The following is a 25,393-nucleotide window of genomic DNA, read 5'->3' as shown; positions in this document are numbered from 1 at the left end:
TCCCATATGAGAAGGTAAGCCTCTGCTAACTAGTGGAGGAGTATTTTCGTGCGTGCGATGAAGTTTTCGGCGGTGGCTCTCTTGGGAGCGCTGGTCGTAGGTATCAGCGGATGTTCGTCCTCGGACGCCGACGAGATCGCGGACGGTCGGGTGACCACGATCGACCATAAGTTCGGCGCCACCACGATCACCGGGACGCCGACGCGCATCGTCGCGGCCGACACCCAGTGGCTCGACGCTCTGCTCGAACTCGGAATCCAGCCGGTGGGGTACCTGGCTGCCGGCCCGATGGGCGACGAGCGTGGTCTGTTCCCGTGGGAGAGTGGCGTGGACGCGTCGGCGAAGGAACTCGATCGCTCGGCGATCCAGCAGTTCGGTGTCCCGCTCAAAGCTGAAGAAATTGCAGCCTTGGATCCCGATCTGATTCTCGGCGGGTTCTCCGTCGCCGATCAGAACGATTTCGACCAGTTGAGCAAGATCGCTCCGACAATTGCCGGTCTGTCCGACGTCCAGGTCGATCCGTGGCAGGACCAGGTGGAGATTCTCGGCCGGGTTCTCGACAAGGAGTCGCGAGCCGACGAGATCGTCGAGGCGACAAACGGGCAGATCGATGCGCTCGCACAGCGGTTGCCGGGGCTGAAGGGTAAGACCGCTCTTTTGTCGCAGTACGTCTTCCCGACGTCGCAGTTGGTGATCGTCGCTGATCCCAAGGACGGTGCTTCGGGACTGTTCACGCGTCTGGGAATGTCGTTGCCGCCCAAGCTGGTCGACGAGGCCGGTGTGACCGGTGGCCGGCTGATACTCAGCCCGGAACGGGTCGACGCTCTCAGCGCCGACGTCGTGGTGCTGCTGCCCAACGGCGGGTCGCTCGACGACATGATGAAGCTGCCGGGGTTTGCCGACCTGCCTGCAGTCAAGGGTGGCGGATTGGCCATCGTCGACTATCCGACTGTCGCCGGGTTGAACACTCCGTCGTCGCTGTCGCTGAAGCACTCGCTCGAATCGATCACGCCGCAGCTCGAAGCGGTGGCCGGCTAGACCTGCTGTGCGCCTTTATTAACCGCGGGCGGTTAATAAAGGCGCACAGCAGGGGGTCTAGGTTGCGTTGTGCGCGGGCTGGAAAGCTCCGGCTTCGGCAGCTTCCTCGGCGCGGATCACGTGGACCACGGCGTTGATCAGCGCCAGGTGTGTGAACGCCTGCGGGAAGTTACCCAGATGGCGACCGGTGTGCGCGTCGATCTCCTCCGCGTACAGCTTGAGCGGGCTCGCGAACCCGAGCAGGCGCTCACAGAGATGCTTTGCGCGATCCAGTTCGCCGATCTCGACGAGGGCGGACACCAACCAGAAGGAACAGATGGTGAACGTGCCCTCCTCTCCGCTCAATCCGTCGTCGGTGGTGTCGACGCGATAGCGCAGGACCAACCCCTCTTCGGTGAGCTCGTCGGCGATCGCCAGCACCGTCGCCCGGATGCGCGGATCGTCGGCCGGCAGGAAGCGCAGCAGCGGTGCCAACAAGAGCGACGCGTCGAGTGAATCGTGGCCGTACCGCTGTGTCAGAACTCCGCGCGAGTCGACACCGTGCGCGAGGATGTCGGCCTTGATCTCGTCCGCGATGGCCGTCCATTGCTGCGCAAAGCTCTTCTCGCCCTGCATCTCTGCCAGCTTGGCGCCGCGATCGAGTGCGACCCAGCACATGATCTTCGACGACGTGAAATGCTGCGGTTCACCGCGCACCTCCCAGATCCCGCGGTCGGGTTGACGCCAGTGCTTGATCGCTTCCTCGACCTGCTTCTTGAGCAGCGGCCACAGCGCTTCGGGGACACGCTCGCGGGTACGGATGTGGAGGTACACCGAGTCGAGCATGGTGCCCCAGATGTCGTGCTGCTGTTGATCGAACGCCCCGTTGCCGATACGCACCGGACGGGCGCCGTCGTAGCCGGACAGATGGTTGAGTTCGGATTCCTCGAGTGTGCGCTCGCCGCCGATGCCGTACATCACCTGCAAGGGATGCGGCTGACCGTTGTCCGAACTCGACACGTCGTAGATGAAGTTGAAGAAGTCGTTGGCCTCACGGTCCAACCCGAGCGTGTAAAGGCCCCACAGTGCGAAGGTGGAATCGCGAACCCACGCGTAGCGGTAGTCCCAGTTGCGTTCTCCGCCTGGTGTTTCCGGTAGCGAGGTCGTCGAAGCCGCAAGCAGGGCTCCGGTCGGTGCGTAGGTGAGCCCCTTGAGTGTGAGCGCACTGCGCTGTAGGTATCCGCGCCACGGGTGATCGGGGAACTTGCCGATCGTCACCCACTCACGCCAGGACTTGGACGTCTGCCACATCTTGTCGGCGGCCTCGTCGAACGTCTGCGGCGCGGGAAGATCCGACCACGAGAGCGCGACGTACACGTTGTCGCCTTCGACCAGTCGCGTCCGGGCCCGTGCCTCACGACCTTCCAGACCCAGTCGGAGATCGGTGGTCAAGCGCAGAGTGGGATGGTCGCCGGGCTTGGCGGAGCGACACGTTGCCGTTGCTTCCTCGTAGACCTTTCCGGTGTACTCCCAATTCGCCGTGCCACGGTGATAGTCGAACGCGGGCTCACAGCTCATCTCGAGTTCGACGGTGCCGCTGACGCATTTGACCGTACGGAGAAGGGTGTGTTCGGCATCCCAGTCGGTCGGTGTGCGCTTGTGCGTGTTCGATCGCTTGTCGACGTTGTGCCAGGGGCCGAGAACCAGGGCGTCGCGGACGACGAGCCAGCCGGTCTCGGTCTGCCAGGTCGTTTCGAGAATGAGTCCACCCGGCAGATAGCGCCGAGCGGCCGGCACGTTCTGGCCGTAGGGGCCGATACGGAAATGGCCCGCACTGCGGTCGAGGATGGCACCGAACACGCTGGGGGAGTCCGGGCGGGGAACGCACATCCACTCGACAGATCCGTTACGGGCAATCAGGCACGAGGTTTCGCAATCGGAAAGAAACGCATAGTCGTCGATCGGGGGAAAGTTGCTTCGATGGTGACCCGTGGAGGCGGGAGGAATCGTCTGCACCACTTCGTCGTCAGCACTCATTCGGCCATCATCCGGCCAGAATCGGCACACGTCCAATCCACACGCTGTCGGGACCGTATCGTCCGAAGGATAGGGTGTTGGCGTGGATCGGATAGCGGATTGGTGGGACAGCTTCGAGCTGTGGATGGCGGGGCTCCCGTTCATCCCGCAGGTCGCGTTGGTCCTGATCGTCGTCGTTCCGCTGTGCCGCCTGGTGGCCATCGGTCTGGATCGCGCGTTGGCCGCCGTTCTCGCTCTGCCGCTCTTCGGCTGGTTGCGTAGGAATTCTCGAGAAGTAGAGGAAAGCTGATGCCCCGCTCACGGGTCACTCTCGCCCTGATAGCCCTGATTCTCCTCGTGATCGTCGCGTGGCTTCTCACCCGTTAGTTCTCCCGATTAGAGCGGGCGCCGGTGCTCTGCTAAAGTCCACCGCGTGTCCGAAGCAACAGCTCCCGTAATCCGCCACCAGTTGGCGTTGATTGCTGTCGGCATGCTCGACGTCGCTGACGTCGCCTGTTGTTGATTTCCTGAGTTCGACCTCTCCGGTGGTGCTGCGCACCCCACTCGAACTTCTCTGCGCGTAACTCGCGCCCCCGATTCAGGGCTCATCGCCCGTCGGCTCTCCATGTCTGAACATCCCGATGGAATCAGCCCCAGAGGTCTCGGACTTGTCGTTTGACCAACCCTCGTTTGTCAGTCCTTTCAGGAAGGTATCTGCAATGAAACGCCGTTCCCGCACACTTCTCACTGCTATCGCGACCATGGGGGCCGTGGTACTCACAGCGTGCAGTGGTGGCTCGAGCGACACCGTGGGTGGTGACAGCGCCGCCAGCGACGGTAGCGCCGGCACGATCAACCTGTTCGCCTACGCCGTGCCGAAGCCTGGCTTCGACAAGCTCACCGCAGCCTTCCAGGCGACCGACGAGGGCAAGAACGTCAACTTCAATCCTTCCTACGGCGCCTCGGGCGACCAGTCGCGCAAGGTGAAGGACGGCGCCGAGGCAGACTTCGTCAACTTCTCCGTCGAGCCCGACATCACCCGCCTGGTCGATGCCGGTCTGGTCGATCAGAACTGGAACCAGGACGCCTACAACGGAATTCCGTTCGGATCGGTAGTCACCATCGTGACGCGTCCGGGGAACCCGAAGGGCATCAAGGACTGGGACGACCTGCTTCAGCCCGGCCTCGAGGTCGTCACGCCGAACCCGTTCAGCTCCGGCTCGGCCAAGTGGAACCTCTTGGCGCCGTACGCCGCCAAGAGCGACGGTGGCAAGAACCCGCAGGCGGGGCTCGACTACGTCACCGCCTTGGTCAACGATCACGTCAAGATCCAGCCCAAGTCGGGACGCGAGGCTTCGGAAGCCTTCCTGCAGGGCAGCGGTGACGTTCTGATCAGCTACGAGAATGAAGCACTGTTCATCGAAGGCAACGGCGACCCGGTCGAGCACGTCACCCCGCCCACGACCTTCAAGATCGAGAACCCCGTTGCCGTGATCTCGAACAGCAAGGTCCTCGACAAGGCGACCGCGTTCAAGGACTACCTGTACACGACCGAGGGTCAGACGCTCTGGGCCGAAGCAGGATTCCGTCCCGTTGATCCCGCCGTCGCTGCCAAGTTCACCGACAAGTTCCCCGAGCCGACCAAGCTGTGGACCATTGCAGACCTCGGCGGCTGGAAGGCCGTGGACAGTGCTCTGTTCACCAAGGACACCGGTTCGATCGCAGTGATCTACGACAACGCGACCAAGTAAGACTGACGTGACTGACACTATTGACCCCACCCCCGTGGCTCGTCGGCGAAAACTCGCGCGGGTCACGGGGAGTGTGGGGCCGCTCGGAATCGGAGTGGCCACCCTGTGGCTCTCCGTCATCGTTCTGCTTCCGCTCGCCGCGTTGACCGCCACCGCGTTCGACGAGGGGATCTCCGGATTCTGGGACGCCGTCACCGCACCCGTCGCCTTGGCGTCGTTGCGCGTGACGTTGTTGGTCTCGGTGATCGTGGCATTGATCAACGTCGTAATGGGCACGATCATCGCGTGGGTGCTGGTCCGGGACGACTTCCCGGGCAAGCGCATCGTCAACTCGATGATCGATCTGCCGTTCGCGCTACCGACCATCGTGGCATCGATCGTGCTGCTGTCCCTCTACGGCCCGCAGTCACCGATCGACATCCATCTCAATGCAACTCAGCCCGGACTGATCGTGGCATTGGCCTTCGTGACCTTGCCGTTCGTCGTCCGTTCCGTGCAGCCGGTGCTGATGGAGGTCGACCGCGAAGTCGAGGAAGCCGCTGCGTCGTTGGGAGCTTCCAACTGGACGATCTTTCGCTCGGTTGTTCTCCCGACGTTGGCGCCTGCCGTCATCTCCGGTGCGGGCCTCGCGTTCGCCAGAGCGATCGGTGAATACGGCTCGGTCGTTCTGATCGGCGGCAACATCCCACGCGTGACACAGATGACGTCGCAGTACATTCAGCAGCAGATCGAGATCGATCGTCCGACCAACGCCGCTGCCGTCTCGGTAGCGTTGCTGGCCATCGCATTCGTGACGCTGTTCGTCCTGCGAATCTTCGCATCGCGGGGACAGCGACGTGAGGAGAGTTCCCGATGAACGTGTCCAGAGGATCGAAGATCGGTCTGCGGACCATCGCTCTCGTCTACCTGTTCGTGTTGCTGGTCGTGCCGATCGGTGTGATCCTGACGCGAACGTTCGAGAACGGAATCGGCCCGTTTCTCGAATCGATCACGACACCGGCAGCGATCTCCGCGTTGAATCTTTCGCTGATCATCGTGGCGATCGTGGTCCCGATCAACGTCGTGTTCGGTGTGGTCACCGCTCTGGCACTCGTGCGTGGTCGGTTCCCGGGCCGCGGAGTTCTGCAGTCGGTGGTCGACCTGCCCTTCGCAGTCTCGCCCGTCGTCGTCGGTGTGTCGTTGATTCTCCTGTGGGGTGCCAACGGTTGGTTCGGCGGCATCGAATCGTTGGGGTTCAAAGTCATCTTCGGGTTGCCAGGCATGGTGATCGCGACGATTTTCGTGACGCTGCCCTTCGTCGTCCGGGAAGTCGAACCCGTACTTCACGAGATCGGCGACGAGCAAGAACAAGCGGCCGCGACGCTCGGTGCCTCTGGTTGGCAGACGTTCTGGCGGATCACCTTGCCCGCGATCCGTTGGGGCTTGACATACGGAATCGTGTTGACGGTGGCGCGTTCGCTCGGTGAATTCGGCGCAGTCATCATGGTCTCTTCCGGCTTCCCGGGGGTATCCCAGACACTGACGTTGCTGGTGCACTCGCGATACATCGACGACCACAACACCTTTGGTGCGTATTCGGCGGCAACGCTGCTGATGGGCATCGCCATCATTGTCCTGTTGCTGATGACGCTGCTGGACCGTAAGAGGAGCACCACATGATCACAGTGACCGGGGCCCGCAAGAACTACGGTGATTTCGCGGCGCTCGACGACGTGACGGTCAACATTCCCTCGGGTTCGTTGACGGCATTGCTCGGGCCCAGTGGCTCGGGAAAGTCGACGTTGCTGCGTTCGATCGCAGGGCTCGAAGAACTCGATTCGGGAACCATCACCATCGCAGGCAAGGACGTCACCGGCGTGTCGCCGCAGAAGCGTGACATCGGTTTCGTGTTCCAGCACTATGCGGCGTTCAAGCACATGACGGTGCGAGACAACGTGGCGTTCGGGCTCAAGATCCGCAAGCGCCCGAAGCCGGAGATCGAGAAGAAGGTCAACGAACTACTGGGGATCGTCGGCCTCGACGGCTTTCAGCATCGGTACCCCGCGCAGCTGTCCGGTGGTCAACGCCAGCGCATGGCGTTGGCGCGCGCTCTGGCGGTGGATCCGCAGGTGCTCCTGCTCGACGAGCCCTTCGGCGCCCTCGACGCGAAGGTCCGTGCCGACCTGCGCACGTGGTTGCGTCGCCTGCATGACGAGGTGCACGTCACCACCGTCCTGGTCACACACGACCAGGAAGAGGCTCTCGACGTCGCCGACCGCATCGCGGTGCTGAACAAGGGGCGGATCGAGCAGATCGGTGAACCTGCCGACCTGTACGACCGCCCGTCCAACGACTTCGTGATGTCCTTCCTCGGATCCGTCGCGAAGCTCAACGGGCAGTTGGTCCGTCCGCACGACATCCGCCTCGGCCGCGATCCGAGCATGGCTCTCGCGCAGGAATCCGGAACGGCCGAGTCGCTCGGCGTCACACGCGCAACAGTCGAGCGCGTCGTGTACCTCGGCTTCGAGGTTCGAGTGGACCTGCGCGACGAGGCAACCGGCGAGCTCTTCTCGGCTCAGGTCACGCGCGGTGACAGTGCAGCGCTGCACCTCGAGGCGGGGGAGACGGTCTACGCCCGGGCTACCCGGGTGCCGGATCTGCCGGAGACTCCGGTGGTGACGCCGGAGCAGGAGCCGGTGACGGTGAGCGTCGTCGGCCAGGTATGACCCGCTAGCCCTGTTCGACCTGTTGTACCCCTACTCCTGTTTGAGCGAACGGCACTTTCGGCCTCCTGATGGCGCCGAAAGTGCCGTTCGCTCAGAGTTGGGGGTCGGGCAACAGCGAGACGAGTTCAGCCCTCTCGGCAGACGAGGACCGGGCACTGGGCGTGGTGGATGAGGCTCTGACTGGTCGATCCGACTATCGACGCCATGAACGGGCTGCGGCCGTGGCTACCGACGACTACGAGTTGCGCTTCCGCCGAGTGCTCGAGCAGTGCCTTCATCGGTCCGCTGCGCTGGACACTCCGGGTGACTTCGACATCGGGGTACTTCTCCGTCCAGCCGGCGAGGCACTCGGACAGCAGGGCATGCTCATGCTGTTCGTACGGTCCCCAGTCGACGAAGCGCCTGGCTTCGGAATACCCGCCCAGCGAGGCGTGCTCGTTCCACGTGTGGACCGCAACCAAAGGTGCGCCGAGGAACGCGGCAAATTCGAAGGCATGCGCGACGGCGAGTTCGCTGAGCTTGCTCCCGTCGACGCCGACGACGATGGGCCTGGTGTCGGCCATCGCGTGATCACCCGTACCGCGGAATACGGCCACGGGACAGTGCGCGCGGTTGACCACCCGAATGGTGTCGGATCCGAGAAACACGGACTGCATTTCGCTGGTGCCGGCCTGACCCAGTGCAACGATGCGAGCCGACTTCGAGAGTTCGACGAGTGTGGTTGCGGGAGTACCGGTCACGAGGCCACGTTCGACGGTGACGTCGGTGTGATCATCGCGGATGGCGTCCTCGGCCTCGTCGAGCAGTTTTGCACCCTCGACGCGAAGGTGGTGGTCGAACATCTCTTCGTCGGTGACGTTGGTACCGCCACCGGACTCGGGTTGTCCTGGCAGCACGTGGGTCAGGCGAAGTGGTTCGTCGAATCTCTTTGCAGCCGAAGCTGCCCACCTCGCGGCGTTGACCGCGCTTGCCGAGCCGTCGATACCGGCCACGATTCCGTGTCGAACAGATGCACTGGTCATGGAAGTCTCCTCGCGTCGCCTCCCTACCAGTGTGTCCCTGGTCACCCCGGGTTCGCTACAAACTCGTCAGCTTCCGCGGTGCGAGAACGTCGGTAGGCACAGCCGCGCGAGATCGACGCGGGCGCAACGACAACAGAGCGGTGATGAATCCGTTACCGGACAGTGTCAGTTCCACGTTCTTCAACACGGTTCGGCGCATCAACGCAAGCAGGGCTGCGACGCCGGTGACGGCCATCCACATAGGCAGCGGGTACAGCGTCAGGCGTTCACCAAGGCCGAAAGTGAGGGTTCGTCCGAGAAGCAGTACGGCACCGACGATTCCGGTAGCCGCGCACAGCCCTGACCACACTGCGATCCATTTGCTGTGCTTCCAGAATTGAATTGCCATGAGGACGAGAACGGCATGACGTGCGACGAAGCCGGGAAGTACGGCGGTCCAATGAACGAAGGTCCCGTCGTTCGCCGGGAAGAGGCCGGTGGCCGCGGTGCTCAATGCAACGACGACGGCAAGACCGAGAATCCACTTCTTCGCACGACCGTCCGGAATGTACTTGTGCAGCAAGGCTGCACCGAGGATGGTGAGCGCACCGAGGATCATGAAGGCCGCGTTCATCACGTCGTGCATCGGCGAACACGAATCCACGCTGCATGTCGTCACGCCCAGCGAACTGATGGAGTCGCGCGCGAAGCTGTACGGCGTCTTCCATGCTCCGGCTGTGAAGATTTCGACAAGCAGGTAGAGCACCGACAGGACCCATGCGATGCCGGCTGTGCCGAGGCGAAGATTGTGAGTGATGGTGTTCCCTCTCGCGGCGCTCTGAGGGGATTGCACCCAAAGATCTGTTTCGCAGGCGAAGGAGGTACCTTCGCGAGCTGGACAGATCCAACACTACGGTAACAATCTGATAACGGCCTGTGAAACCGGATCAGGCGGAGCGGACCAGACGGTCGGGTAGTGCATCAGCGACTTGTCGGTAACGGTCGATCATCGTTTCGATCAGTAGAGAGTGCCCACCGATCGTGTCGGCGAAACGCGCGCGCGGACATGCAGTTGCTGCGGCAGCGCTGAGTCGATCGGTCAGTAGGCCGGGAGCCAAGAACCACGGTGCGACGACAACACGTTCGGCGCCGTCCTGCTCGAGTGCGGAGATCGCCTGGGCAACTGTCGGTTCCGCGGATGTCGCGAAACAGATTCGAACGCCCGACCAGTTGGTTCCGCCGAGGAGAGTGGACGCCAATTCTGCGGTCGCGGCATTGGCGCGCGCGTCGGACGAGCCGACTGCCGCAAGAGCGACACCGACCGACGGATCGTCCGGGCGGGCACCCGCTTCGAGAATTCGCTCGCGTACTGCCTCGATCAGCCGAGCATCGCGACCCAGCACGTCTGCTTGGAACACGGTCAACTGGGGGTGGCGTGTCGCGGCAGCGGCCAAGAGTCCGGGCAGATCTACCCGGGCGTGGAAGGCATTGCCCAGCAGCATCGGAACAACAACGGCGTGAGTGTGGCCGTCGTGTGCAACTCCGTCCAGGACCTGATCGATGGACGGTGCATTGAGGTCGAGGAACGCCAGCCGGACATCGAGGTCTGGCCGGACTTCACGAAGAGCTGCCACAGCAGCCGCGATCACCCGAGCAGAACGGGGGTCACGGCTGCCGTGCGCAACAGCGATGAGCGGAACCATCGACTTAGACGCGCTCGCCCAATTCGACAGCGGAAATGACGTCGCCCACCAGGCCGGCTGCGAGAGTGTTTCCACCAGCGGGATCGATCAGCAGGAAGCTGCCGGTGTGGCGGTTGACGGCGTAGTCGTCAGCCACGATCGGCTCGGCCACCCGGATGGAGATCTTGCCGATCTCGTTGAGCTCGAGAGTGTCCGGGCCCTGATCCGTGGTGAGGTCCTGCTCGTTGAAGCGTTCCACCAAGCTGCCCACGATGGCCTGCGTCGTTCGCGTGCCGTGCTTGAGCAGCAGACGTGCACCGGGGCGCAGCGACTTCTCGGCCAGCCAGCAGACAGTGGCGTCGAATTCGCCGATCGGCTCGGGTGCGTCGGACGGCGATGCGATGGTGTCGCCGCGAGAGACGTCGACGTCGTCGGCCAGGATCAGCGTGACGCTGCGTCCGGCGTGGGCGACGTCCAGTTCGCCGTCGGCCGTGTCGATACGTGTGACGGTGGTGCGCGTACCCGAGGGCAGGATCACCACTTCGTCGCCGGGCACGACGGAACCGGCAGCGACCTGACCGGCGTAGCCGCGGTAGTCGAGGAACTCTGCGGTGCGGGGGCGGATCACGTACTGCACCGGGAAACGCAGACCGACGCGATGTGGCTCGGCGTCGACCGGAATCGACTCGAGGTGCTCGATCAGTGTGGGGCCGGTGTAGTACGGGGTCTTGTCGGAGCGGATGGCGACGTTGTCACCGTGCAGTGCCGACACCGGGATCTCGACGACGTCTTCGCTTGCCCAGCCAAGTGAGCTGGTGAGTTCGTTGAACTCGGCGGAGATCGAGGTGAAGACCTCTTCGGGGTTCTCGACGAGGTCGATCTTGTTCACGGCGAGAACGAGCTTCGGGACACCGAGCAACGCGAGAACCGCTGCGTGCCTGCGAGTCTGCGCGATGACGCCCTTGCGAGCATCGACCAGCAGGATCACGAGCTGAGCCGTCGAGGCACCGGAGACCGTGTTGCGGGTGTACTGCACGTGGCCCGGTGTATCGGCGAGCACGAAGGTGCGCTTGGGGGTCGCGAAGTAGCGGTACGCCACGTCGATGGTGATGCCCTGCTCACGCTCGGCGCGCAGTCCGTCCACCAGGAGCGAGAGGTCAGGGGTGTCGAGACCGCGGTCCACCGACGCACGGGTCACGGCGTCGATCTGGTCGGCGAGAACGGATTTCGTGTCGTACAACAGACGGCCCACGAGGGTGGACTTTCCGTCGTCGACGCTGCCGGCAGTTGCCAGTCTGAGCAGATCGCTCATCAGAAGTAGCCCTCTCGCTTGCGGTCTTCCATGGCCGCTTCGGAAACTCGGTCGTCGCCACGGGTCGCGCCGCGCTCGGTCAAACGTGATGCCGCAACCTCGGCCAGGATGGCCTCGTTGTCAGCGGCATCGGAGAGGACTGCGCCGGTGGTCGAACCGTCGCCGACGGTGCGGTAACGCACCGAAAGGGTCTGCAGCTCTTCGCCGTCAGCCGGTCCACCCCAGACGCCGGGCGTCATCCACATGCCGTCGCGCTGGTACACCGGACGCTGGTGGGCGTAGTAGATGCTGGCGAGTTCGACGTTGTCGCGGGCGATGTAACGCCAGATGTCCAGCTCGGTGAAGTTGCTGAGCGGGAAGACGCGCACCTGCTCGCCGGGGGAGTGGCGACCGTTGTAGAGGTTCCACAGTTCCGGGCGCTGCTTCTTGGGGTCCCACTGACCGAAAGCGTTGCGCAGCGAGAAGATCCGCTCCTTGGCGCGGGCCCGCTCCTCGTCGCGGCGAGCGCCACCGAATACGGCGTCGAAGCGGTTCTCGGAGATCGCGTCCAGCAACGGCACGGTCTGCAGCGGGTTGCGGATACCGTCGGGGCGCTCGGTGAGGCGACCGTCCGCGATGTACTCCTCGACGCTGGCCACGTGCAGGCGCAGGTTGTACTTGGCCACCACGTGGTCGCGGAAGTCGAGGACTTCCTGCAGGTTGTGGCCGGTGTCGACATGCAGCAGGGTGAACGGCAACGGCGCAGGCCAGAAGGCCTTGATCGCCAGGTGCAGCAGCACGGTGGAGTCCTTACCGCCCGAGAAGAGAATGACCGGGCGTTCGAATTCGCCGGCCACCTCTCGGAAGATGTGGATCGCTTCGGACTCGAGGGCGTCGAGAGTATCGAACTGTGTGCCGTCGAGCTGAGGCCGTGAAGGTGTCAAGTCAACTGTCATGATGCGTGCAACCCGCATTCTGTCTTGGAGGCACCGGCCCAACGACCGCTACGCGGATCGCTGCCGGGGGCTGGCTTGCTGGTGCAGGGTGCGCAGCCGATGGACGGATATCCCTCGTCGACAAGGGGATTGACGAGGATGGAATTGGTGTCGATGTAGTTCTGCATCTCCTCGTCCGACCAGGGAGCGATCGGGTTGATCTTCACGAGTCCGAAGGCTTCGTCGAAGGAGATCAGGGGAGCGTTGGCGCGGGTGGGCGCTTCGACGCGGCGGATGCCGGTCACCCACGCGCTGTACCCGGACAGTGTCTGCTTGAGCGGCGCGACTTTGCGTAGTGCGCAGCAGCGGTTGGGATCACGGGCGAACAGATCCTTGCCCTCGGCGACATCCTGCTCGGCGACGCTTGCCAGCGCACGAGCGTTGATGACGTTGACGCCGTACACCTGCTCGACCGCGTCACGCGTGCCGATGGTTTCGGGGAAGTGGTAGCCGGTGTCGAGGAAGAGTACGTCGACGCCCGGATGCACCTGTGCGGCAAGGTGAACCAACACCCCGTCCTGCATGTTCGACGCCACGATGTACGAGTCACCGAACGTGTCCTCGGTCCACTGCAACAGTTCCTGCGCGCCGGCTCCGTCGAGTTCTACTGCACCGCGTTCGGCGATGGACCGAAGCTCGTCGGCAGTTGCTCGCGAAATGTCCACTGTCATCGCAAATCTCCTTCGTCTGCGCGCACTGCCCATTCGGCGAACCGTTCACCTTCGTTGCGGTTCTTGACGAACTGACGTACGACGCGGTCGATGTAGTCACCCATCTCGACGCTGGTGACCTTGTGCTGGCGCAGCTTGCGTCCGAAGGCGCTGTCGAATCCGAGGCTGCCTCCCAGATGAACCTGGAAACCCTCGACTTGATTCCCCTCACCGTCGTCGACGAGTTGGCCCTTGAAGCCGATGTCGGCGATCTGCGAGCGAGCGCAGGAGTTGGGGCAACCGTTGATGTTGATGGTGATCGGCACGTCGAGCTGGCTGTTGATGTCGGCAAGACGCTGTTCGAGTTCGGGCACGAGCACCTGCGAACGCTTGCGGGTCTCGGCGAACGAGAGCTTGCAGAACTCGATGCCGGAGCAGGCCATCAGGTTCTTGCGCCAGTGCGACGGACGGGCGGGAAGACCCAGCGCGTCGAGATCGGCGATGAGCGGCTCGAGCGTCTCGTCGGCGACGTCGAGGATGATCAGCTTCTGGTACGGAGTGAAGCGGATCCGGTCGCTGCCTGCCTTCTCGGCGGCGTCGGCGACCTGAGCCAGGATGTCTCCCGAGACGCGGCCGGCGATCGGAGCGAAACCGACTGCGTTGTGGCCGTTGCGGGTCTTCTGGATACCGACGTGATCGATCGGGCGCTTGGGCTTCTCGGGCGCGGGGCCGTCGATGAGCGGACGCTTCAGGTACTCGGTCTCGAGAACCTCGCGGAACTTCTCGATACCCCAGTCCTTGACGAGGAACTTGAGCCTGGCCTTCGCGCGCAGACGGCGGTAGCCGTAGTCACGGAAGATCGAGACGACGCCCTCCCAGACATCGGGGACCTCGTCGAGCGGAATCCAGGCGCCGACGCGCTGCGCCAGCATCGGGTTGGTGGACAGTCCGCCGCCGACCCAGAGGTCGAGGCCCGGGCCGTGCTCGGGGTGGTTCACGCCGATGAAGGCGATGTCGTTGATCTCGTGAACAACATCCTGCTGACCGGAGATAGCGGTCTTGAACTTGCGCGGCAGGTTGGAGTACTTGGGGTCGCCGATGTAGCGGCGCACGATCTCGTCGATCGCCGGGGTGGGATCGAGGACCTCGTCGAGCGATTCGCCGGCCAGGGGAGAACCGAGGACGACGCGGGGGCAGTCACCGCACGCTTCGGTGGTCTTGAGTCCGACGGCTTCGAGGCGCTTCCAGATCTCCGGAACGTTCTCGACCTCGATCCAGTGGAACTGGACGTTTTCGCGGTCGGACAGGTCGGCGGTGTTCCGGCCGAATTCCTTCGAGATGCCGGCGATGGTGCGCAGCTGCTCGACGTTGAGAGCGCCGGCGTCGCAACGCACGCGCATCATGAAGTACTTGGCCTCGAGCAGGTCGATGTTCTCGTCGCCGGTGAAGGTGCCGTCGTAGCCTTCTTCGCGCTGGGTGTAGAGACCCCACCAGCGGAAGCGGCCGCGAAGGTCGCCCTTGTCGATGCTGTCGAAGCCCTGCTTGGAGTAGATGTTCTCGATGCGGGCCCGAACATTGAGCGGGTTGTCGTCCTTCTTGGCCTGCTCGTTGGCGTTGAGAGGCTCGCGGTAACCGAGGGCCCACTGACCTTCGGCGCGACGCTTGGCGGGACGCGCAGCGCGTGCAGGCCGGGCTTCGGCAGCTGCCGAATCGGCGGGTGTGGCGGCGTCGGTGGTCGACGTCATCGATGAACTCCTGGATCTGGGCGGTTGATCGGCACGCGGCACGCACTATCGATGAACTGTGGCGGTGTCTGATCGGGACGCACCGGTCCGTGTCGGAAATCGAGGGGGCTGTCCTCGGTCTCGGAAAGCTCGCGGCCGGCAGGTGTGCTCACGAAAACGAACAGCTGGAGAAGCTGCGTCCCTGAAAAGGCATTTCTCTGCAGAGAGTGTTTCGGTGAAGCAGATGGAGATGAGCGGGAAAGGCTGGAAGATCAGTGAAAGATCAACAGCTACACAGGTGCAGACACGACGAGCTGCACACACGCTTGAAGTCGACATGGCGACGCGCCACAAGTCGCACTCCGAGTCCGGTCATGCGGACCATTGTGCCACGTCAACTCGATAATTCCGACTCGGGTGCGTATTTCCACGAAAAACGGGGGAAATATCGAGTTCAAGCCGTACGCCGACCTGCATCGCAGGCTGAATAGGTGTGCGTTCCGGATGCTGGGACACTGGAGGCGTGAATGCCACCAGCACGACTCCCACTCGACAGAGCGAGGCGACGCCCTTCGCCTTGCCCGCGCGATCGCTCGAGGGTGTCGGGAAACGGCCGTTCGGGATCTACATCCACGTCCCGTTCTGTGCCACCAGGTGTGGGTACTGCGATTTCAACACCTACACGGCCGGAGAGCTCGGAACTTCCGCCTCGCCGCAATCGTGGTTGGAAGGTCTGCGGCGCGAACTCGATCTCGCGGCCGAGATGACGGGCGCCCCGGCGGCGGAGACCGTGTTCGTGGGCGGTGGAACGCCGTCGCTGCTCGGTGGTGACGGATTGTCCGACGTGCTGTCGGCGGTGCGGAGCAGCTTCGGCCTGGCGTCCGGCGCCGAAGTGACCACGGAATCGAACCCCGAATCGACGTCGCCGGAGTTCTTCGGTGCTCTCCGCAGCGCTGGATTCACCCGGATTTCCCTCGGCATGCAGTCGGCCGCCCAGCACGTTCTGAAGATCCTCGACCGCACGCACACCCCCGGTCGCGCCGTCGCTGCCGCGAAAGAGGCTCGCGCAGCTGGTTTTTCGCACGTGAATCTCGATTTGATCTATGGAACCCCGGGGGAGCGCGATCAAGACCTGGACGCCTCACTCGATGCGGTCCTTTCCGCCGATGTCGATCACGTCTCGGCCTACGCGTTGATCGTCGAGGACGGCACCGCCATGGCTCGCAAGGTCAGGCGCGGCGAGCTGCCCGCCCCGGACGACGACGTGCTGGCCTCGCGGTACGAACGAATCGATTCACGCCTGTCCGAGGCAGGCTTGCGGTGGTACGAGGTCTCCAACTGGGCAAAGGCGGAAACCGCGGACTCCGGTGACACCCGGTGTCGTCACAACCTCGGCTACTGGGACGGCGGTGACTGGTGGGGTGCCGGTCCGGGCGCGCACAGCCACGTCGGCGGAGTGCGGTGGTGGAACGTCAAGCACCCGGCGCGGTACGCGGAACAGTTGGCGCTCGGCGAACTTCCCGTCGGCGGCAGCGAAGAACTGACCGCCGAGGACGAACACATGGAGCGAGTCATGCTGACCGCACGGTTGCGTACGGGACTTCCGTTGTCGGAACTGTCTGCATCCGAACGTCTTTCGGCCGAACAGGTGGTAGTCGACGGGTTGGCCGTGATCGAGAACGATCACGTGGTTCTCACCGACCGTGGTCGCCTGCTCGCCGATGCGGTGATTCGCACGATCCTGACCTGACGCGCAACCATCCTTCGCCGCGTAATGTGGCCGTGGTGGCCATCATTCATCGTGCGCAGCTGAATCCGTCCAAGAACGACCTGCTCCGAGCGTGGGTGCCCAAGCAGCCGTGGCTCGGGTCGGTCGACTGTTCGACGCTCGAACGCGTCGACGCCTATCGTTTCGACGACCCGGACGGTGAGGTCGGAATCGAGACGCACCTGATGCGCTCTGCCGACGGTCGAATTCTTCAGGTCCCGCTCACTTATCGTGGTGCTCCGCTGGACGGGGCGGAGACCGCGCTGATCGCGACCATGGATCATTCGGTACTCGGCGAACGGTGGGTGTACGACGCATGCTGTGATCCGGTCTACGTCAGCGCGGTGGCGACCGCGATTCTGACGGGTGGGGCCGGAGTCGAACTGGTCTTCGCGGACACCGCCGATCGCATCCCCGTGACGGCTCACGTAGTAGGCAGCGGTACGGCCGACGCTTCCGTACCGGCAGTGGAATCCGTGACCTGCTCGACAGTCGGCACCGACACGATCATCCGCGCGGGAAGCCTGGAACTGACTGTGGCGAGAGTGATCGACGCAGATCGAGTCTCGGACTCGGAGACGCTCACCGGAACCTGGCCGGGGCAAACGACACCTGCGTTGCTCGTGACTATCGCCTGAGCGTCAGCGGACTCCCTCGATGACACCGGGCATCGCGTCGAAGTCGAAGACACGCGCGTGCAGCACGACGCGGTTTCGCAGGGCCGAACGAACCGCTCGGTGCAGACCGTCCTCGAGGTAGAGAGTGCCGCGCCACTGCACTGCGTGCGGGAACAGATCGCCGTAGAAGGTCGAGTCCTCCGACAGCAGGCGATCGAGTTCGAGGACCTTCGTGGTGGTCACGATCTCGTCGAGTCGAACCTGACGTGGAGGGAACTTCGACCAGTCGCGTAGAGACAGTCCGTGATCGGGATACGGTTTGCCGTCCATCACGCCTTTGAAGATCATGTGCCGCCTTGTCCATGGTTGTGCGATCGACCTTTCGCCGATCTCACTCCACAGTAAGGGCAACAGCCGTCTCTGGCGCTCGGGCGATTAGACTGCCAGTGGAAACCGATGTGTAAATGTCGGCGTTCGTTCTTTTCAGGAAACGGAGGTGGCAACGATGTCGAGTACCGACGACAGGCGTTTCGAGGTCTTACGTGCAATCGTGGCCGATTACGTCTCCACCCAGGACCCGGTGGGATCCAAGGCACTGGTCGAGCGTCACAACCTCGGAGTGTCGAGCGCCACTGTGCGCAACGACATGGCATTCCTCGAGGCCGAGGGCTACATCGCCCAACCGCACACCAGTTCCGGCCGCGTCCCCACCGACAAGGGATACCGCGAATTCGTCGATCGCATCGCCGACGTCAAGCCCATGTCCGGGCCCGAGCGTCGAGCGATCCTCGAGTTCTTGGAGTCGGGTGTCGACCTCGACGACGTTCTGCGCCGCGGTGTGCGACTGCTCGCGCAACTGACCCGTCAGGTCGCGGTTGTCCAGTACCCGTCGCTGTCCGCGTCGTCGGTTCGCCACCTCGAGGTGGTCGCTTTGACGCCGGCGCGCCTGCTTCTCGTTCTCATCACCGATTCCGGCCGCGTCGATCAGCGAATCGTCGAACTCGGAGACGTCCTCGAAGACGAAGACCTTTCCCGGTTGCGCACGCTTCTCGGCGGAGCACTGGAAGGCAAGCGCCTGGCCGCCGCGTCGATTGCCGTGGCGGAACTGGCCGACGAGTCTCCGGCCGACCTTCGCGACGCCGTGATCCGCTCGGCAACGGTGCTGGTCGAGACCCTGGTCGAACATCCGGAAGATCGCCTCGTTCTGGGCGGAACCTCGAATCTCACGCGCAACGCCGCCGATTTCTCCGGTCTGGCCGGCTTCCCCGGTTCGCTGCGCGCAGTGCTCGAAGCACTGGAAGAGCAGGTAGTGGTCCTCAAACTGCTCGCTGCGACGCAGAACTCCGGCACGGTCACCGTTCAGATCGGTGAAGAGACGCAGGTCGAACAGATGCGCGGAACCTCCGTGATTTCGACTGGCTACGGCGCGGCCGGTACCGTTTTCGGTGGTGTCGGTGTGCTCGGACCCACTCGGATGGACTATCCGGGAACAATTGCATCGGTTGCCGCCGTTGCCAGATACATCGGCGAAGTTCTCTCCGAGCGATGACGGACGTCGACATTCGTCGGCACGCCTCCTCGCGAGGACTGAGGAAAACCTAGAAGTAAGAGAAGGACGAGAGACTCAACGTGGCACGGGATTACTACGGATTGCTCGGCGTCGACAAGAACGCGACAGACCAGGAGCTCAAGCGCGCTTACCGCAAGCTGGCACGCGAACTGCACCCGGACGTCAACCCTGACGAGGCGGCGCAGGCCAAGTTCAAGGAGATCTCGACGGCCTACGAGGTCCTGACCGACCCGGAGAAGCGTCGCATCGTCGATCTCGGCGGAGACCCACTCGAGTCCGGTGGTGGCGGCGGTGGTGGCTTCGGCGGCGGCTTCGGTGGCGGTGGCCTCGGCGACGTCTTCGAAGCATTCTTCGGCGGCGGTGGCGGCGCAGGTCGTGGGCCGCGCGGTCGCGTTCAGCCCGGAGCCGACTCGTTGCTTCGCACCAAGCTGACCCTCGCAGAATGTGCGACGGGAGTCAGCAAGCACGTGACCGTCGAGACGGCCATTCTGTGCGACAGCTGCACCGGAGCCGGAACCAACGGCGACTCCAAGCCTGTCCGCTGTGAGACCTGCAACGGTGCCGGCGAAGTTCAGTCCATCCAGCGCTCGTTCCTCGGTCAGGTCATGACCTCGCGTCCCTGCCCGACGTGCCGCGGTGCCGGTGAGACCATCCCGGATCCCTGCCACAAGTGTGGCGGCGACGGCCGAGTTCGGGCCAAGCGTGACATCACCGTGAAGGTTCCCGCGGGTGTCGCCGGTGGCATGCGTATCCGTTTGACCGCGCAGGGTGAAGTGGGCCCAGGCGGCGGACACCCCGGCGACCTCTACGTCGAGATCGTCGAGCAGCAGCACGACGTCTTCGTTCGAGACGGTGAAGACCTGCACTGCACGATCCGCGTTCCGATGGTCGACGCAGCGCTCGGTACGACTGTCACCGTCGACACCATCATCGACGGCCCCAAGGAAATCACCATCGAGCCAGGCACCCAGCCCGGACACGTTGCTGTTCTTCGCGGTCATGGCATGCCGAAACTGCGGTCGGGAGTGCGCGGCGACGTGCACGCTCACCTCGAGGTGGTCATCCCGAGCCGTCTCGATCACAAGCAGTCCAAGCTGCTCAAGGAATTCAAGCTGCTCCGCGATCGTGACGAGGCCGAGGTTGTCTCGACGGCCTCGCAGAACAGCGGTGGATTGTTCTCGCGTCTTCGCGAAGCATTCAGCGGCCGCTGACGGTGGCCGCAACGGTCTTCTTTCTCGACCCGGTTCCCGGCGTCGGTGAAATCGCAGTTCTGGACGGACAGGAGGGTCGCCACGCGGCCACTGTCCGCCGGATCGGCGTCGGTGAGCGATTGGTGTTGGCCGACGGCCGTGGCCGGGTGGCCGACGCCGAGGTGACGAGCGTCGGCAAGGACCGCCTGGAACTGTTGGTCAGTGACGTTCAGGTTCTCGAGCAGCCCAAGCCGTTGGTGACCCTCGTTCAGGCACTTCCCAAGGCCGAGCGTTCCGAGTTGGCCGTCGAACTGGCGACCGAGGCGGGGATCGACGCGGTGATCCCGTGGCAGTCCTTGCGTTGTGTCGCCAAGTGGGAGGGCCCCAAGCTCGCCAAGGGCGTCGCACGCTGGCGAAGTGCGGCAGTGTCTGCGGCAAAGCAGTCCAGACGCGCGTTCGTCCCGGAAATTGCGGAACTGCACAAGACGCCGGCGGTGATCGCGTTGGTTCGTGACGCCGTTGCCCGTGGCGCTGTGGTTGCGGTGCTTCACGAATCGGCGACGACGCCGTTGGCCGGTTTGCCGCTGGCGAGCGCGGACGAGGTATTTCTGGTTGTCGGTCCCGAAGGTGGGCTCGACGATTCGGAGATCAGCGCGTTGTCGGAGGCCGGGGCCACTCCGGTGCTTCTCGGCCCGACGGTCCTGCGCACGTCGACCGCCGGGGCTGTTGCTCTGGGCGCGATCGGAGTGCTGACCGATCGCTGGGGACCACGGCCACTGCACTGATCTTGTTGTGATCCCGAGCTGAATCGGATCCGGCGCTCAGCGAAGTGTCAGATTTGCGCACTATCGTAAGGACGTCGGGGGTCGCCTTCGGCGTGAGTTGGTTCGGGGATTTCAGGAGGCCAGATGTTGTCACGTGCGCATATGCGAATCGTTGGAGCGGTGTGTGCCGCGGCGGCGTTGATGCTCGTCGCGGGGTGCACGGTCTCCACCGGAGACAACACGGGTTCCTCCAGCAGCGCAGTCACCACTACCCCGACCAGCGAGGCTCTAGTCACCGTCACCCCGGCGGACGGCGGAACTCCGGTGAGTCCACTCGACCCCATCGAGGTCCAGGTCGCGAAGGGAACACTGACGACCGTCGCGCTGACCAATCCCGAGGGTAAGGAAGTCGCCGGTATCACCACGCCGGACAAGACGTCCTGGAAACCGAGCGAACCACTCGGATACGGCAAGACCTACAAGTTGGTCGTCGACGCCGTCGACGCGAATGGTGTTGCCACGACCAAGAACACGACGCTGACCACCGTCGCGCCGAGTAACCAGACCCGGGCGTACATCAACACCACCGGTGGCGCCTCGATATCGGACGGTGGCACGTACGGTGTCGGCACCGTCGTCGCCGTTCATTTCGACGAGTTGATCGGTGACAAGGCCGCGGCCGAGAAGTCTCTGCTGGTCACAACCAATCCGCCCGTACAGGGTTCGTGGTACTGGGTCGACGGTCAGAACGTTCACTGGCGACCGCAGAACTACTACGCACCAGGCACGACGGTCTCGGTGAACGCGAACATCTACGGCAAGCAACTCGGCAACGGACTGTACGGCCAGCAGGACGACACCGTGTCCTTCAAGATCGGCGACTCCCACGTCTCGGTCGCCGACGACAACACCAAGATGGTGACCGTCTACGAAAACGGTCAGGTGATCAAGGAAATGCCGACCTCGATGGGAATGGGCGGCACCGAGACGATCGGCGGCACGACGCTCTCGTTCTGGACCCAGCCCGGCACGTACACCGTGATGGACAAGGCCAACCCCGTCATCATGGATTCGTCGACCTACGGTCTGCCGATCAACTCGCGCCTCGGCTACAAGGAATCCATCAACTGGGCCACCCGCATCAGCACCGACGGTATCTATCTTCACGAGTTGGAGAGCACCGTCTGGGCGCAGGGAAACACCGACACCTCGCACGGTTGCCTCAATCTCAGTGCGGCCAATGCCAAATGGTTCTTCGATTTCTCGCAGCCGGGAGATGTCGTCGAGATCAAGAACACCGGCGGCGCTCCGCTGGAGGTGTGGCAGAACGGCGACTGGACCCTTTCCTGGGCAGACTGGGCCGCAGGCAGCGCCCTCGCCTGAGATAGATTTCCTCGGTGCCTCGATTCAAGATTCCGTACGGCCGACACGAGCAGCAGTTCGGGCATCTCTACGTTCCCGACGGAGTCGCTGACGGCCCGATCCCGGTCGTCATGCAGATCCACGGCGGCTTCTGGAGCGGGCAGTACGGATTGACTCTGGGCACCGCATTTGCCGTCGAACTCGCGCGGCACGGCGTCGCGGTGTGGAACATCGAATACCGCCGTCTCGGGGCGGGCGGTGGTTGGCCGGAGATGTCCGCCGACGTGAAAACGGCGTACGACGAAATCCCCGGACTGGTTGCCGGGAAGTCCTCGGCCGAATTGGATCTGAATCAGATTCGCTTGCTCGGGCATTCGGCCGGAGGACATCTTGCAGTGTGGCTGGCGGGGGAGAAGGACACGTTCACCCGGCCTGAACGGGTCATCGCACAGGCGGCCGCACTCGATCTGGCGTCGGCAGGCGAGCGTGGACGACGGATCAGCTTCATCGAGGATCTGTTCGGCGTTCCGTTCGACGCGGACCCGGATCTGTATCGCAGTGCGTCGCCGCAGCATCGATTGCCGATCGGCGTCCCCGTTGTGTGCGTCACGGGTGCGGACGATCTGCAGGTGCCGGCCAAGGTGAGCTCCCGGTACGCGAAAGCCGCGGAAGCGGCTGGTGATCCCGTGGCACTGCGTGTGATCGAGGGCGAAGGACACGACGCGTTTCTCTCACCCTCGACCGAGTCGTGGCGGGTCTCCCGCGAGTTGGTTCTCGCCGAAGACCCGCTGGCTCCGTGCACGTCAGACTGACGCGGGGTCTACTTCCACAGGGGCCTTCTTGCCCGGCAGGATGAACGCCACGACAACTGCCCCCACGAACAGTGCAAGACCGCCCGCCCAACTGGCCGCCGAAATCGCGTCGGCGTAGGCACTGCCTGCGGCGTCGAGCAACGGCCCTGCCTGAGCTGCAGCCAACGGGTTGCCTGCCATCTCTTCGGCGACCAACGAAGCGCCGCCGACGGATTCGCCCGACACCTCCATCGCGTACGCGGCCTGTTGCGCAAGTTCGCCCGTCAACTGCGGAACCTGCATTCCATTGATGAATCCGGCAATCGAATCCTTGTAGCTCGCAGCGAGGATCGAGCCGAGGATCGCGATACCCAGCGAGCCGCCGAGTTCGATGGCGGTGTCGTTGAGGCCACCCGCAGCACCGAGATCGTCCTCGGAGAAGTTGTCCATGATGGCGTCGGTGGCCGGCGGTTCGCTGAGACCGATGCCCAGGCCGAGCAGGATCAGTGGGACTGCGAACATCCAGTAGCCCGAATCGCCGTCGACCTGCGTGAGAATCAGAACGCCGATCGCGGCGACCACCATGCCGCCGACGATGGATGCCCGGACGCCGATCAGCGGAGTGATCCGCCCACTGACAACGGCGCCGATCGAAACGGCAATTGCCAAGGGCAGCAGACGAACACCGGTTTCGAGTGCGCCGTAGCCGAGGATGAACTGGAACTGCTGTGAGATGAAGTAGATGGCGCCGAAGGCGGCCAGGAACAGCAGAAGTACGGCGAGCGTCGCGCCGCCGACCATGCGCTGGCCGAGCTTACGGACGTCGAGCAGTGGCTGCGGGTGACGCAGTTCCCAGACGACGAACGAGACGAGGCCGATCGCAGCGAGTACGGCGGCACCGATGGGTCCGCCGGTCCACCCGAAGTGGAATCCGTTGATGATCGAGTACACGAGCGAGCCAATGGTGACCACCGAGAGTGCGCCGCCGATCCAGTCGATCCGGCCCAGGTGCTCGGCCTTGCTCGGCGGCACCAGAAATACGGCGGCGACGGCAGCGACTGCGGCGATCGGGACGTTGATCAGGAAAGTGATGCTCCAGGAATGACTGTCGAGAATCCATCCGGCCAACAGCGGACCGAGTGCAATCGCGAGACCCGATGTCGCCGCCCACGCCGCGATGGCGCGTGATCGCTCCGCTTTGGGAAAGGTAGCGACCAGAAGCGAAAGCGTCGCGGGCATGATGATCGCGGCGCCGACGCCCATGATCATTCGTGCCGCGATGACGGCGTTGGTGGTGTCCGCGATGCTGCCGAAGACGGCGCCGCCGGCGAACACGGCCAGTCCGGCGAGAAGTGCGCCGCGGCGACTGTACTTGTCACCGATCACGCCGAACAGCAGCATCAATGCGGCGTAGGGAACGGTGTAGCCGTCGATGACCCATTGAAGTTGCGTGCTGGTGAGGCCGAGGTCTCTGGTCATGTCCGGCGCCGCGACGATCAGCGCGGTATTCGCCATCACGACGATCAGCAGACTCAGGCACAACACCCCGAGCGCGGCCCACCGCCGTGAGTACGGCTGGTCCATCTCCGAGACAGGTTTGCTCATGAGTGTCGTCATGACGCGACTCCGTTCCTGATGATCGAAGACACTCCTCGATCTATTTGCACACTGATGTGTAAGTTAATAACTTGCACACCGATGTGCAACTATGATTGACCTAGATCACAGTTGGGCAGTCGAAAGAGGTGGAACGCGCGTTGACGCATTCGGGCACAGTCGTTTCGGGAACTGCCGAATCGGGCGGACGGCAGCGTCGTAGTCAGGCCGCGGCCAATCGCAATCGCATCATCGAGGCGGCGATCACGGCGTTCGCTGCTGATCCGGATGCGAGCATGGACGACGTCGCAAAGGCCGCCGGTGTGGTCAGGCGAACCGTGTACGCGCACTTCGACAGCCGAGAGGCGCTGATCAACGGCATCGTGGACGAGGCGTCGACCGATCTCGTAGCTGCGCTGAGCCAAGCCGGCGAGCCGCCCGAGCGCCCGGATCTGGCGACTGCCGTACTGGCATTGCTGTCATGGCCGGTCGGTGATCGCTTCCGGATGCTGCTCAGCTTTGCTCGCAAAGAGTTGGGGGAGCAGCGGATTCTCGATCTGATGGAGCCCGCGCGTGCCGTGAGTATCAGCGTCGTCGAGCGCGGTCAGCGTGACGGAACCTTCTCGAAATACCTGCCGGCCGAGACTCTGGTAGCGATGACCGAGGCGATCACGATCACTTTGTTCGATCAGGCCAACAGTGGGCTCATCACGGACTCGGGCGAATCCTTTGCCGCCGTGTGCCTGGTCATCGCGGGTATCAGTCCGGACAGAAGCTCCGAGATCGTCGCCGAAGCGTCGGAGTGGATCCGCGAATCGCTGCCGTCCGGTCGCCGCGAGGATTAGGCCGGGACGATTAACAAGTGGGCCGTGTCCGACTCTGGCGCTAGACTTCGAAGTATCG

At 63.6% G+C, this 25,393-nt stretch carries 25 protein-coding genes; 15 read left to right on the top strand and 10 right to left on the bottom strand.

The annotated features are described in order from the left end of the window. Positions 1-57: 57 nt before the first annotated feature. Entirely contained in the window at positions 58-1,038 is a 981-nt protein-coding gene (locus AOT96_RS28910; RefSeq protein ID WP_231917467.1) for an ABC transporter substrate-binding protein, read from the top strand. Positions 1,039-1,095: 57 nt separating this feature from the next. Here AOT96_RS28910 and AOT96_RS28905 read toward each other — a convergent pair whose 3' ends face one another. Beyond that, positions 1,096-3,054: a glycoside hydrolase family 15 protein gene (locus tag AOT96_RS28905; RefSeq protein WP_003944557.1), complete on the bottom strand. Its 1,959-nt coding sequence runs from the start codon at positions 3,052-3,054 to the stop codon at positions 1,096-1,098. A gap of 82 nt (positions 3,055-3,136) precedes the next feature. Between AOT96_RS28905 and AOT96_RS28900 the strand changes: the two genes are divergently transcribed. From AOT96_RS28900 to AOT96_RS28880, 6 genes are all read left to right on the top strand, one after another. Beyond that, positions 3,137-3,343, top strand: coding sequence for a hypothetical protein (locus AOT96_RS28900; protein WP_003944489.1), 207 nt, complete (start codon positions 3,137-3,139; stop codon positions 3,341-3,343). 123 nt (positions 3,344-3,466) lie between these two features. Next, positions 3,467-3,556, top strand: a complete 90-nt coding sequence (locus AOT96_RS36465; protein WP_309599318.1) for an Ms4533A family Cys-rich leader peptide — start codon at positions 3,467-3,469, stop codon at positions 3,554-3,556. 196 nt (positions 3,557-3,752) lie between these two features. After that, positions 3,753-4,784, top strand: coding sequence for a sulfate ABC transporter substrate-binding protein (locus tag AOT96_RS28895; RefSeq protein WP_003944569.1), 1,032 nt, complete (start codon positions 3,753-3,755; stop codon positions 4,782-4,784). Positions 4,785-4,791: 7 nt separating this feature from the next. Then, positions 4,792-5,640, top strand: coding sequence for a sulfate ABC transporter permease subunit CysT (gene cysT, locus AOT96_RS28890; protein ID WP_030536617.1), 849 nt, complete (start codon positions 4,792-4,794; stop codon positions 5,638-5,640). Then, positions 5,637-6,443 carry a sulfate ABC transporter permease subunit CysW gene (gene cysW, locus AOT96_RS28885; RefSeq protein WP_003944503.1) on the top strand — a complete coding sequence of 269 codons (807 nt, stop codon included), beginning with the start codon at positions 5,637-5,639 and terminating at the stop codon, positions 6,441-6,443. Before cysT ends, cysW begins: the two co-directional genes overlap by 4 nt. Further along, on the top strand, positions 6,440-7,489 hold the full coding sequence (locus tag AOT96_RS28880; protein WP_065352638.1) for a sulfate/molybdate ABC transporter ATP-binding protein: 1,050 nt from the start codon (positions 6,440-6,442) through the stop codon (positions 7,487-7,489). Before cysW ends, AOT96_RS28880 begins: the two co-directional genes overlap by 4 nt. A 125-nt stretch (positions 7,490-7,614) precedes the next feature. Here the strand turns inward: AOT96_RS28880 and AOT96_RS28875 are convergent, their stop codons facing one another. The 7 genes from AOT96_RS28875 to AOT96_RS28845 form a co-directional block, all read right to left on the bottom strand. Then, on the bottom strand, positions 7,615-8,511 hold the full coding sequence (locus AOT96_RS28875; protein ID WP_003944544.1) for a universal stress protein: 897 nt from the start codon (positions 8,509-8,511) through the stop codon (positions 7,615-7,617). A gap of 55 nt (positions 8,512-8,566) precedes the next feature. Next, positions 8,567-9,343 (bottom strand): DUF998 domain-containing protein, encoded by a 777-nt coding sequence (locus AOT96_RS28870; protein ID WP_042450193.1) that lies wholly within the window; start codon positions 9,341-9,343, stop codon positions 8,567-8,569. Between the two features lie 94 nt (positions 9,344-9,437). After that, a complete protein-coding gene (locus tag AOT96_RS28865) occupies positions 9,438-10,193 on the bottom strand; it encodes a sirohydrochlorin chelatase (protein ID WP_007731050.1) in 756 nt (251 codons plus the stop codon). Positions 10,194-10,197: 4 nt separating this feature from the next. Next, the gene (locus AOT96_RS28860; RefSeq protein ID WP_020969973.1) at positions 10,198-11,484 is read right to left on the bottom strand and encodes a sulfate adenylyltransferase subunit 1; all 1,287 of its coding nucleotides are present in this window, start codon (positions 11,482-11,484) and stop codon (positions 10,198-10,200) included. After that, positions 11,484-12,419, bottom strand: coding sequence for a sulfate adenylyltransferase subunit CysD (gene cysD / locus AOT96_RS28855; RefSeq protein ID WP_007731054.1), 936 nt, complete (start codon positions 12,417-12,419; stop codon positions 11,484-11,486). Before cysD ends, AOT96_RS28860 begins: the two co-directional genes overlap by 1 nt. Further along, positions 12,416-13,129 (bottom strand): phosphoadenylyl-sulfate reductase, encoded by a 714-nt coding sequence (locus tag AOT96_RS28850; RefSeq protein ID WP_003944488.1) that lies wholly within the window; start codon positions 13,127-13,129, stop codon positions 12,416-12,418. Before AOT96_RS28850 ends, cysD begins: the two co-directional genes overlap by 4 nt. Continuing rightward, entirely contained in the window at positions 13,126-14,853 is a 1,728-nt protein-coding gene (locus AOT96_RS28845; protein WP_063316224.1) for a nitrite/sulfite reductase, read from the bottom strand. The genes AOT96_RS28850 and AOT96_RS28845 overlap by 4 nt, the downstream gene beginning before the upstream one ends. 502 nt (positions 14,854-15,355) lie before the next feature. On the opposite strand from AOT96_RS28845, the gene hemW reads away from it, so the two are divergent. Both hemW and AOT96_RS28830 read left to right on the top strand, forming a co-directional pair. Further along, complete coding sequence (gene hemW, locus AOT96_RS28835; protein WP_042450186.1) at positions 15,356-16,582, top strand: radical SAM family heme chaperone HemW; 1,227 nt, start codon at positions 15,356-15,358, stop codon at positions 16,580-16,582. Positions 16,583-16,617: 35 nt separating this feature from the next. Then, the gene (locus AOT96_RS28830) at positions 16,618-17,238 is read left to right on the top strand and encodes a CG0192-related protein (protein WP_065352966.1); all 621 of its coding nucleotides are present in this window, start codon (positions 16,618-16,620) and stop codon (positions 17,236-17,238) included. Positions 17,239-17,241: 3 nt separating this feature from the next. On the opposite strand, the gene AOT96_RS28825 is transcribed toward AOT96_RS28830, so the two are convergent. Beyond that, positions 17,242-17,565, bottom strand: a complete 324-nt coding sequence (locus AOT96_RS28825; RefSeq protein WP_003944521.1) for a type II toxin-antitoxin system VapB family antitoxin — start codon at positions 17,563-17,565, stop codon at positions 17,242-17,244. 157 nt (positions 17,566-17,722) lie between these two features. Between AOT96_RS28825 and hrcA the strand changes: the two genes are divergently transcribed. The 5 genes from hrcA to AOT96_RS28800 all read left to right on the top strand — a co-directional run bounded on the left by hrcA (position 17,723) and on the right by AOT96_RS28800 (position 22,915). Beyond that, complete coding sequence (hrcA, locus tag AOT96_RS28820; protein ID WP_003944583.1) at positions 17,723-18,766, top strand: heat-inducible transcriptional repressor HrcA; 1,044 nt, start codon at positions 17,723-17,725, stop codon at positions 18,764-18,766. A gap of 80 nt (positions 18,767-18,846) precedes the next feature. Beyond that, on the top strand, positions 18,847-19,998 hold the full coding sequence (dnaJ, locus tag AOT96_RS28815) for a molecular chaperone DnaJ (RefSeq protein WP_003944460.1): 1,152 nt from the start codon (positions 18,847-18,849) through the stop codon (positions 19,996-19,998). Positions 19,999-20,000: 2 nt separating this feature from the next. Continuing rightward, entirely contained in the window at positions 20,001-20,762 is a 762-nt protein-coding gene (locus AOT96_RS28810; RefSeq protein WP_003944495.1) for a 16S rRNA (uracil(1498)-N(3))-methyltransferase, read from the top strand. 123 nt (positions 20,763-20,885) lie between these two features. Continuing rightward, positions 20,886-22,124 (top strand): L,D-transpeptidase, encoded by a 1,239-nt coding sequence (locus AOT96_RS28805; protein ID WP_003944568.1) that lies wholly within the window; start codon positions 20,886-20,888, stop codon positions 22,122-22,124. A gap of 14 nt (positions 22,125-22,138) precedes the next feature. Beyond that, positions 22,139-22,915 (top strand): alpha/beta hydrolase family protein, encoded by a 777-nt coding sequence (locus AOT96_RS28800; protein ID WP_065352637.1) that lies wholly within the window; start codon positions 22,139-22,141, stop codon positions 22,913-22,915. On the opposite strand, the gene AOT96_RS28795 is transcribed toward AOT96_RS28800, so the two are convergent. Then, on the bottom strand, positions 22,907-24,511 hold the full coding sequence (locus AOT96_RS28795) for an MFS transporter (protein ID WP_065352636.1): 1,605 nt from the start codon (positions 24,509-24,511) through the stop codon (positions 22,907-22,909). The two genes, AOT96_RS28800 and AOT96_RS28795, sit on opposite strands and share 9 nt — an antisense overlap. Before the next feature lie 128 nt (positions 24,512-24,639). Between AOT96_RS28795 and AOT96_RS28790 the strand changes: the two genes are divergently transcribed. Continuing rightward, on the top strand, positions 24,640-25,335 hold the full coding sequence (locus AOT96_RS28790; protein WP_007731067.1) for a TetR/AcrR family transcriptional regulator: 696 nt from the start codon (positions 24,640-24,642) through the stop codon (positions 25,333-25,335). The last annotated feature ends 58 nt before the right edge of the window (positions 25,336-25,393 follow it).

The sequence above is a fragment of the Rhodococcus sp. 008 genome (genome assembly GCF_001682295.1).
In the GTDB taxonomy this organism is placed as follows: Bacteria; Actinomycetota; Actinomycetes; order Mycobacteriales; family Mycobacteriaceae; genus Rhodococcus_F; species Rhodococcus_F qingshengii.
Note: the sequence above shows the minus strand (reverse complement) of the source record. Positions and strands in the feature narration are given on the sequence as shown.

Bases quoted from the DNA above. Each gene is read 5' to 3' on its own strand.
- AOT96_RS28880 (WP_065352638.1), top strand. From the start codon at position 6,440: ATGATCACAGTGACCGGGGCCCGCAAGAACTACGGTGATTTCGCGGCG.
- AOT96_RS28805 (WP_003944568.1), top strand. From the start codon at position 20,886: ATGTTGTCACGTGCGCATATGCGAATCGTTGGAGCGGTGTGTGCCGCG.
- hrcA (WP_003944583.1), top strand. From the start codon at position 17,723: ATGTCGAGTACCGACGACAGGCGTTTCGAGGTCTTACGTGCAATCGTG.
- AOT96_RS28905 (WP_003944557.1), bottom strand. From the start codon at position 3,054: ATGAGTGCTGACGACGAAGTGGTGCAGACGATTCCTCCCGCCTCCACG.
- cysW (WP_003944503.1), top strand. From the start codon at position 5,637: ATGAACGTGTCCAGAGGATCGAAGATCGGTCTGCGGACCATCGCTCTC.
- AOT96_RS28910 (WP_231917467.1), top strand. From the start codon at position 58: ATGAAGTTTTCGGCGGTGGCTCTCTTGGGAGCGCTGGTCGTAGGTATC.
- AOT96_RS28825 (WP_003944521.1), bottom strand. From the start codon at position 17,565: ATGATCTTCAAAGGCGTGATGGACGGCAAACCGTATCCCGATCACGGA.
- AOT96_RS28860 (WP_020969973.1), bottom strand. From the start codon at position 11,484: ATGAGCGATCTGCTCAGACTGGCAACTGCCGGCAGCGTCGACGACGGA.
- cysD (WP_007731054.1), bottom strand. From the start codon at position 12,419: ATGACAGTTGACTTGACACCTTCACGGCCTCAGCTCGACGGCACACAG.
- AOT96_RS28865 (WP_007731050.1), bottom strand. From the start codon at position 10,193: ATGGTTCCGCTCATCGCTGTTGCGCACGGCAGCCGTGACCCCCGTTCT.
- AOT96_RS28795 (WP_065352636.1), bottom strand. From the start codon at position 24,511: ATGACGACACTCATGAGCAAACCTGTCTCGGAGATGGACCAGCCGTAC.
- AOT96_RS28845 (WP_063316224.1), bottom strand. From the start codon at position 14,853: ATGACGTCGACCACCGACGCCGCCACACCCGCCGATTCGGCAGCTGCC.
- AOT96_RS28875 (WP_003944544.1), bottom strand. From the start codon at position 8,511: ATGACCAGTGCATCTGTTCGACACGGAATCGTGGCCGGTATCGACGGC.
- AOT96_RS28850 (WP_003944488.1), bottom strand. From the start codon at position 13,129: ATGACAGTGGACATTTCGCGAGCAACTGCCGACGAGCTTCGGTCCATC.
- AOT96_RS28895 (WP_003944569.1), top strand. From the start codon at position 3,753: ATGAAACGCCGTTCCCGCACACTTCTCACTGCTATCGCGACCATGGGG.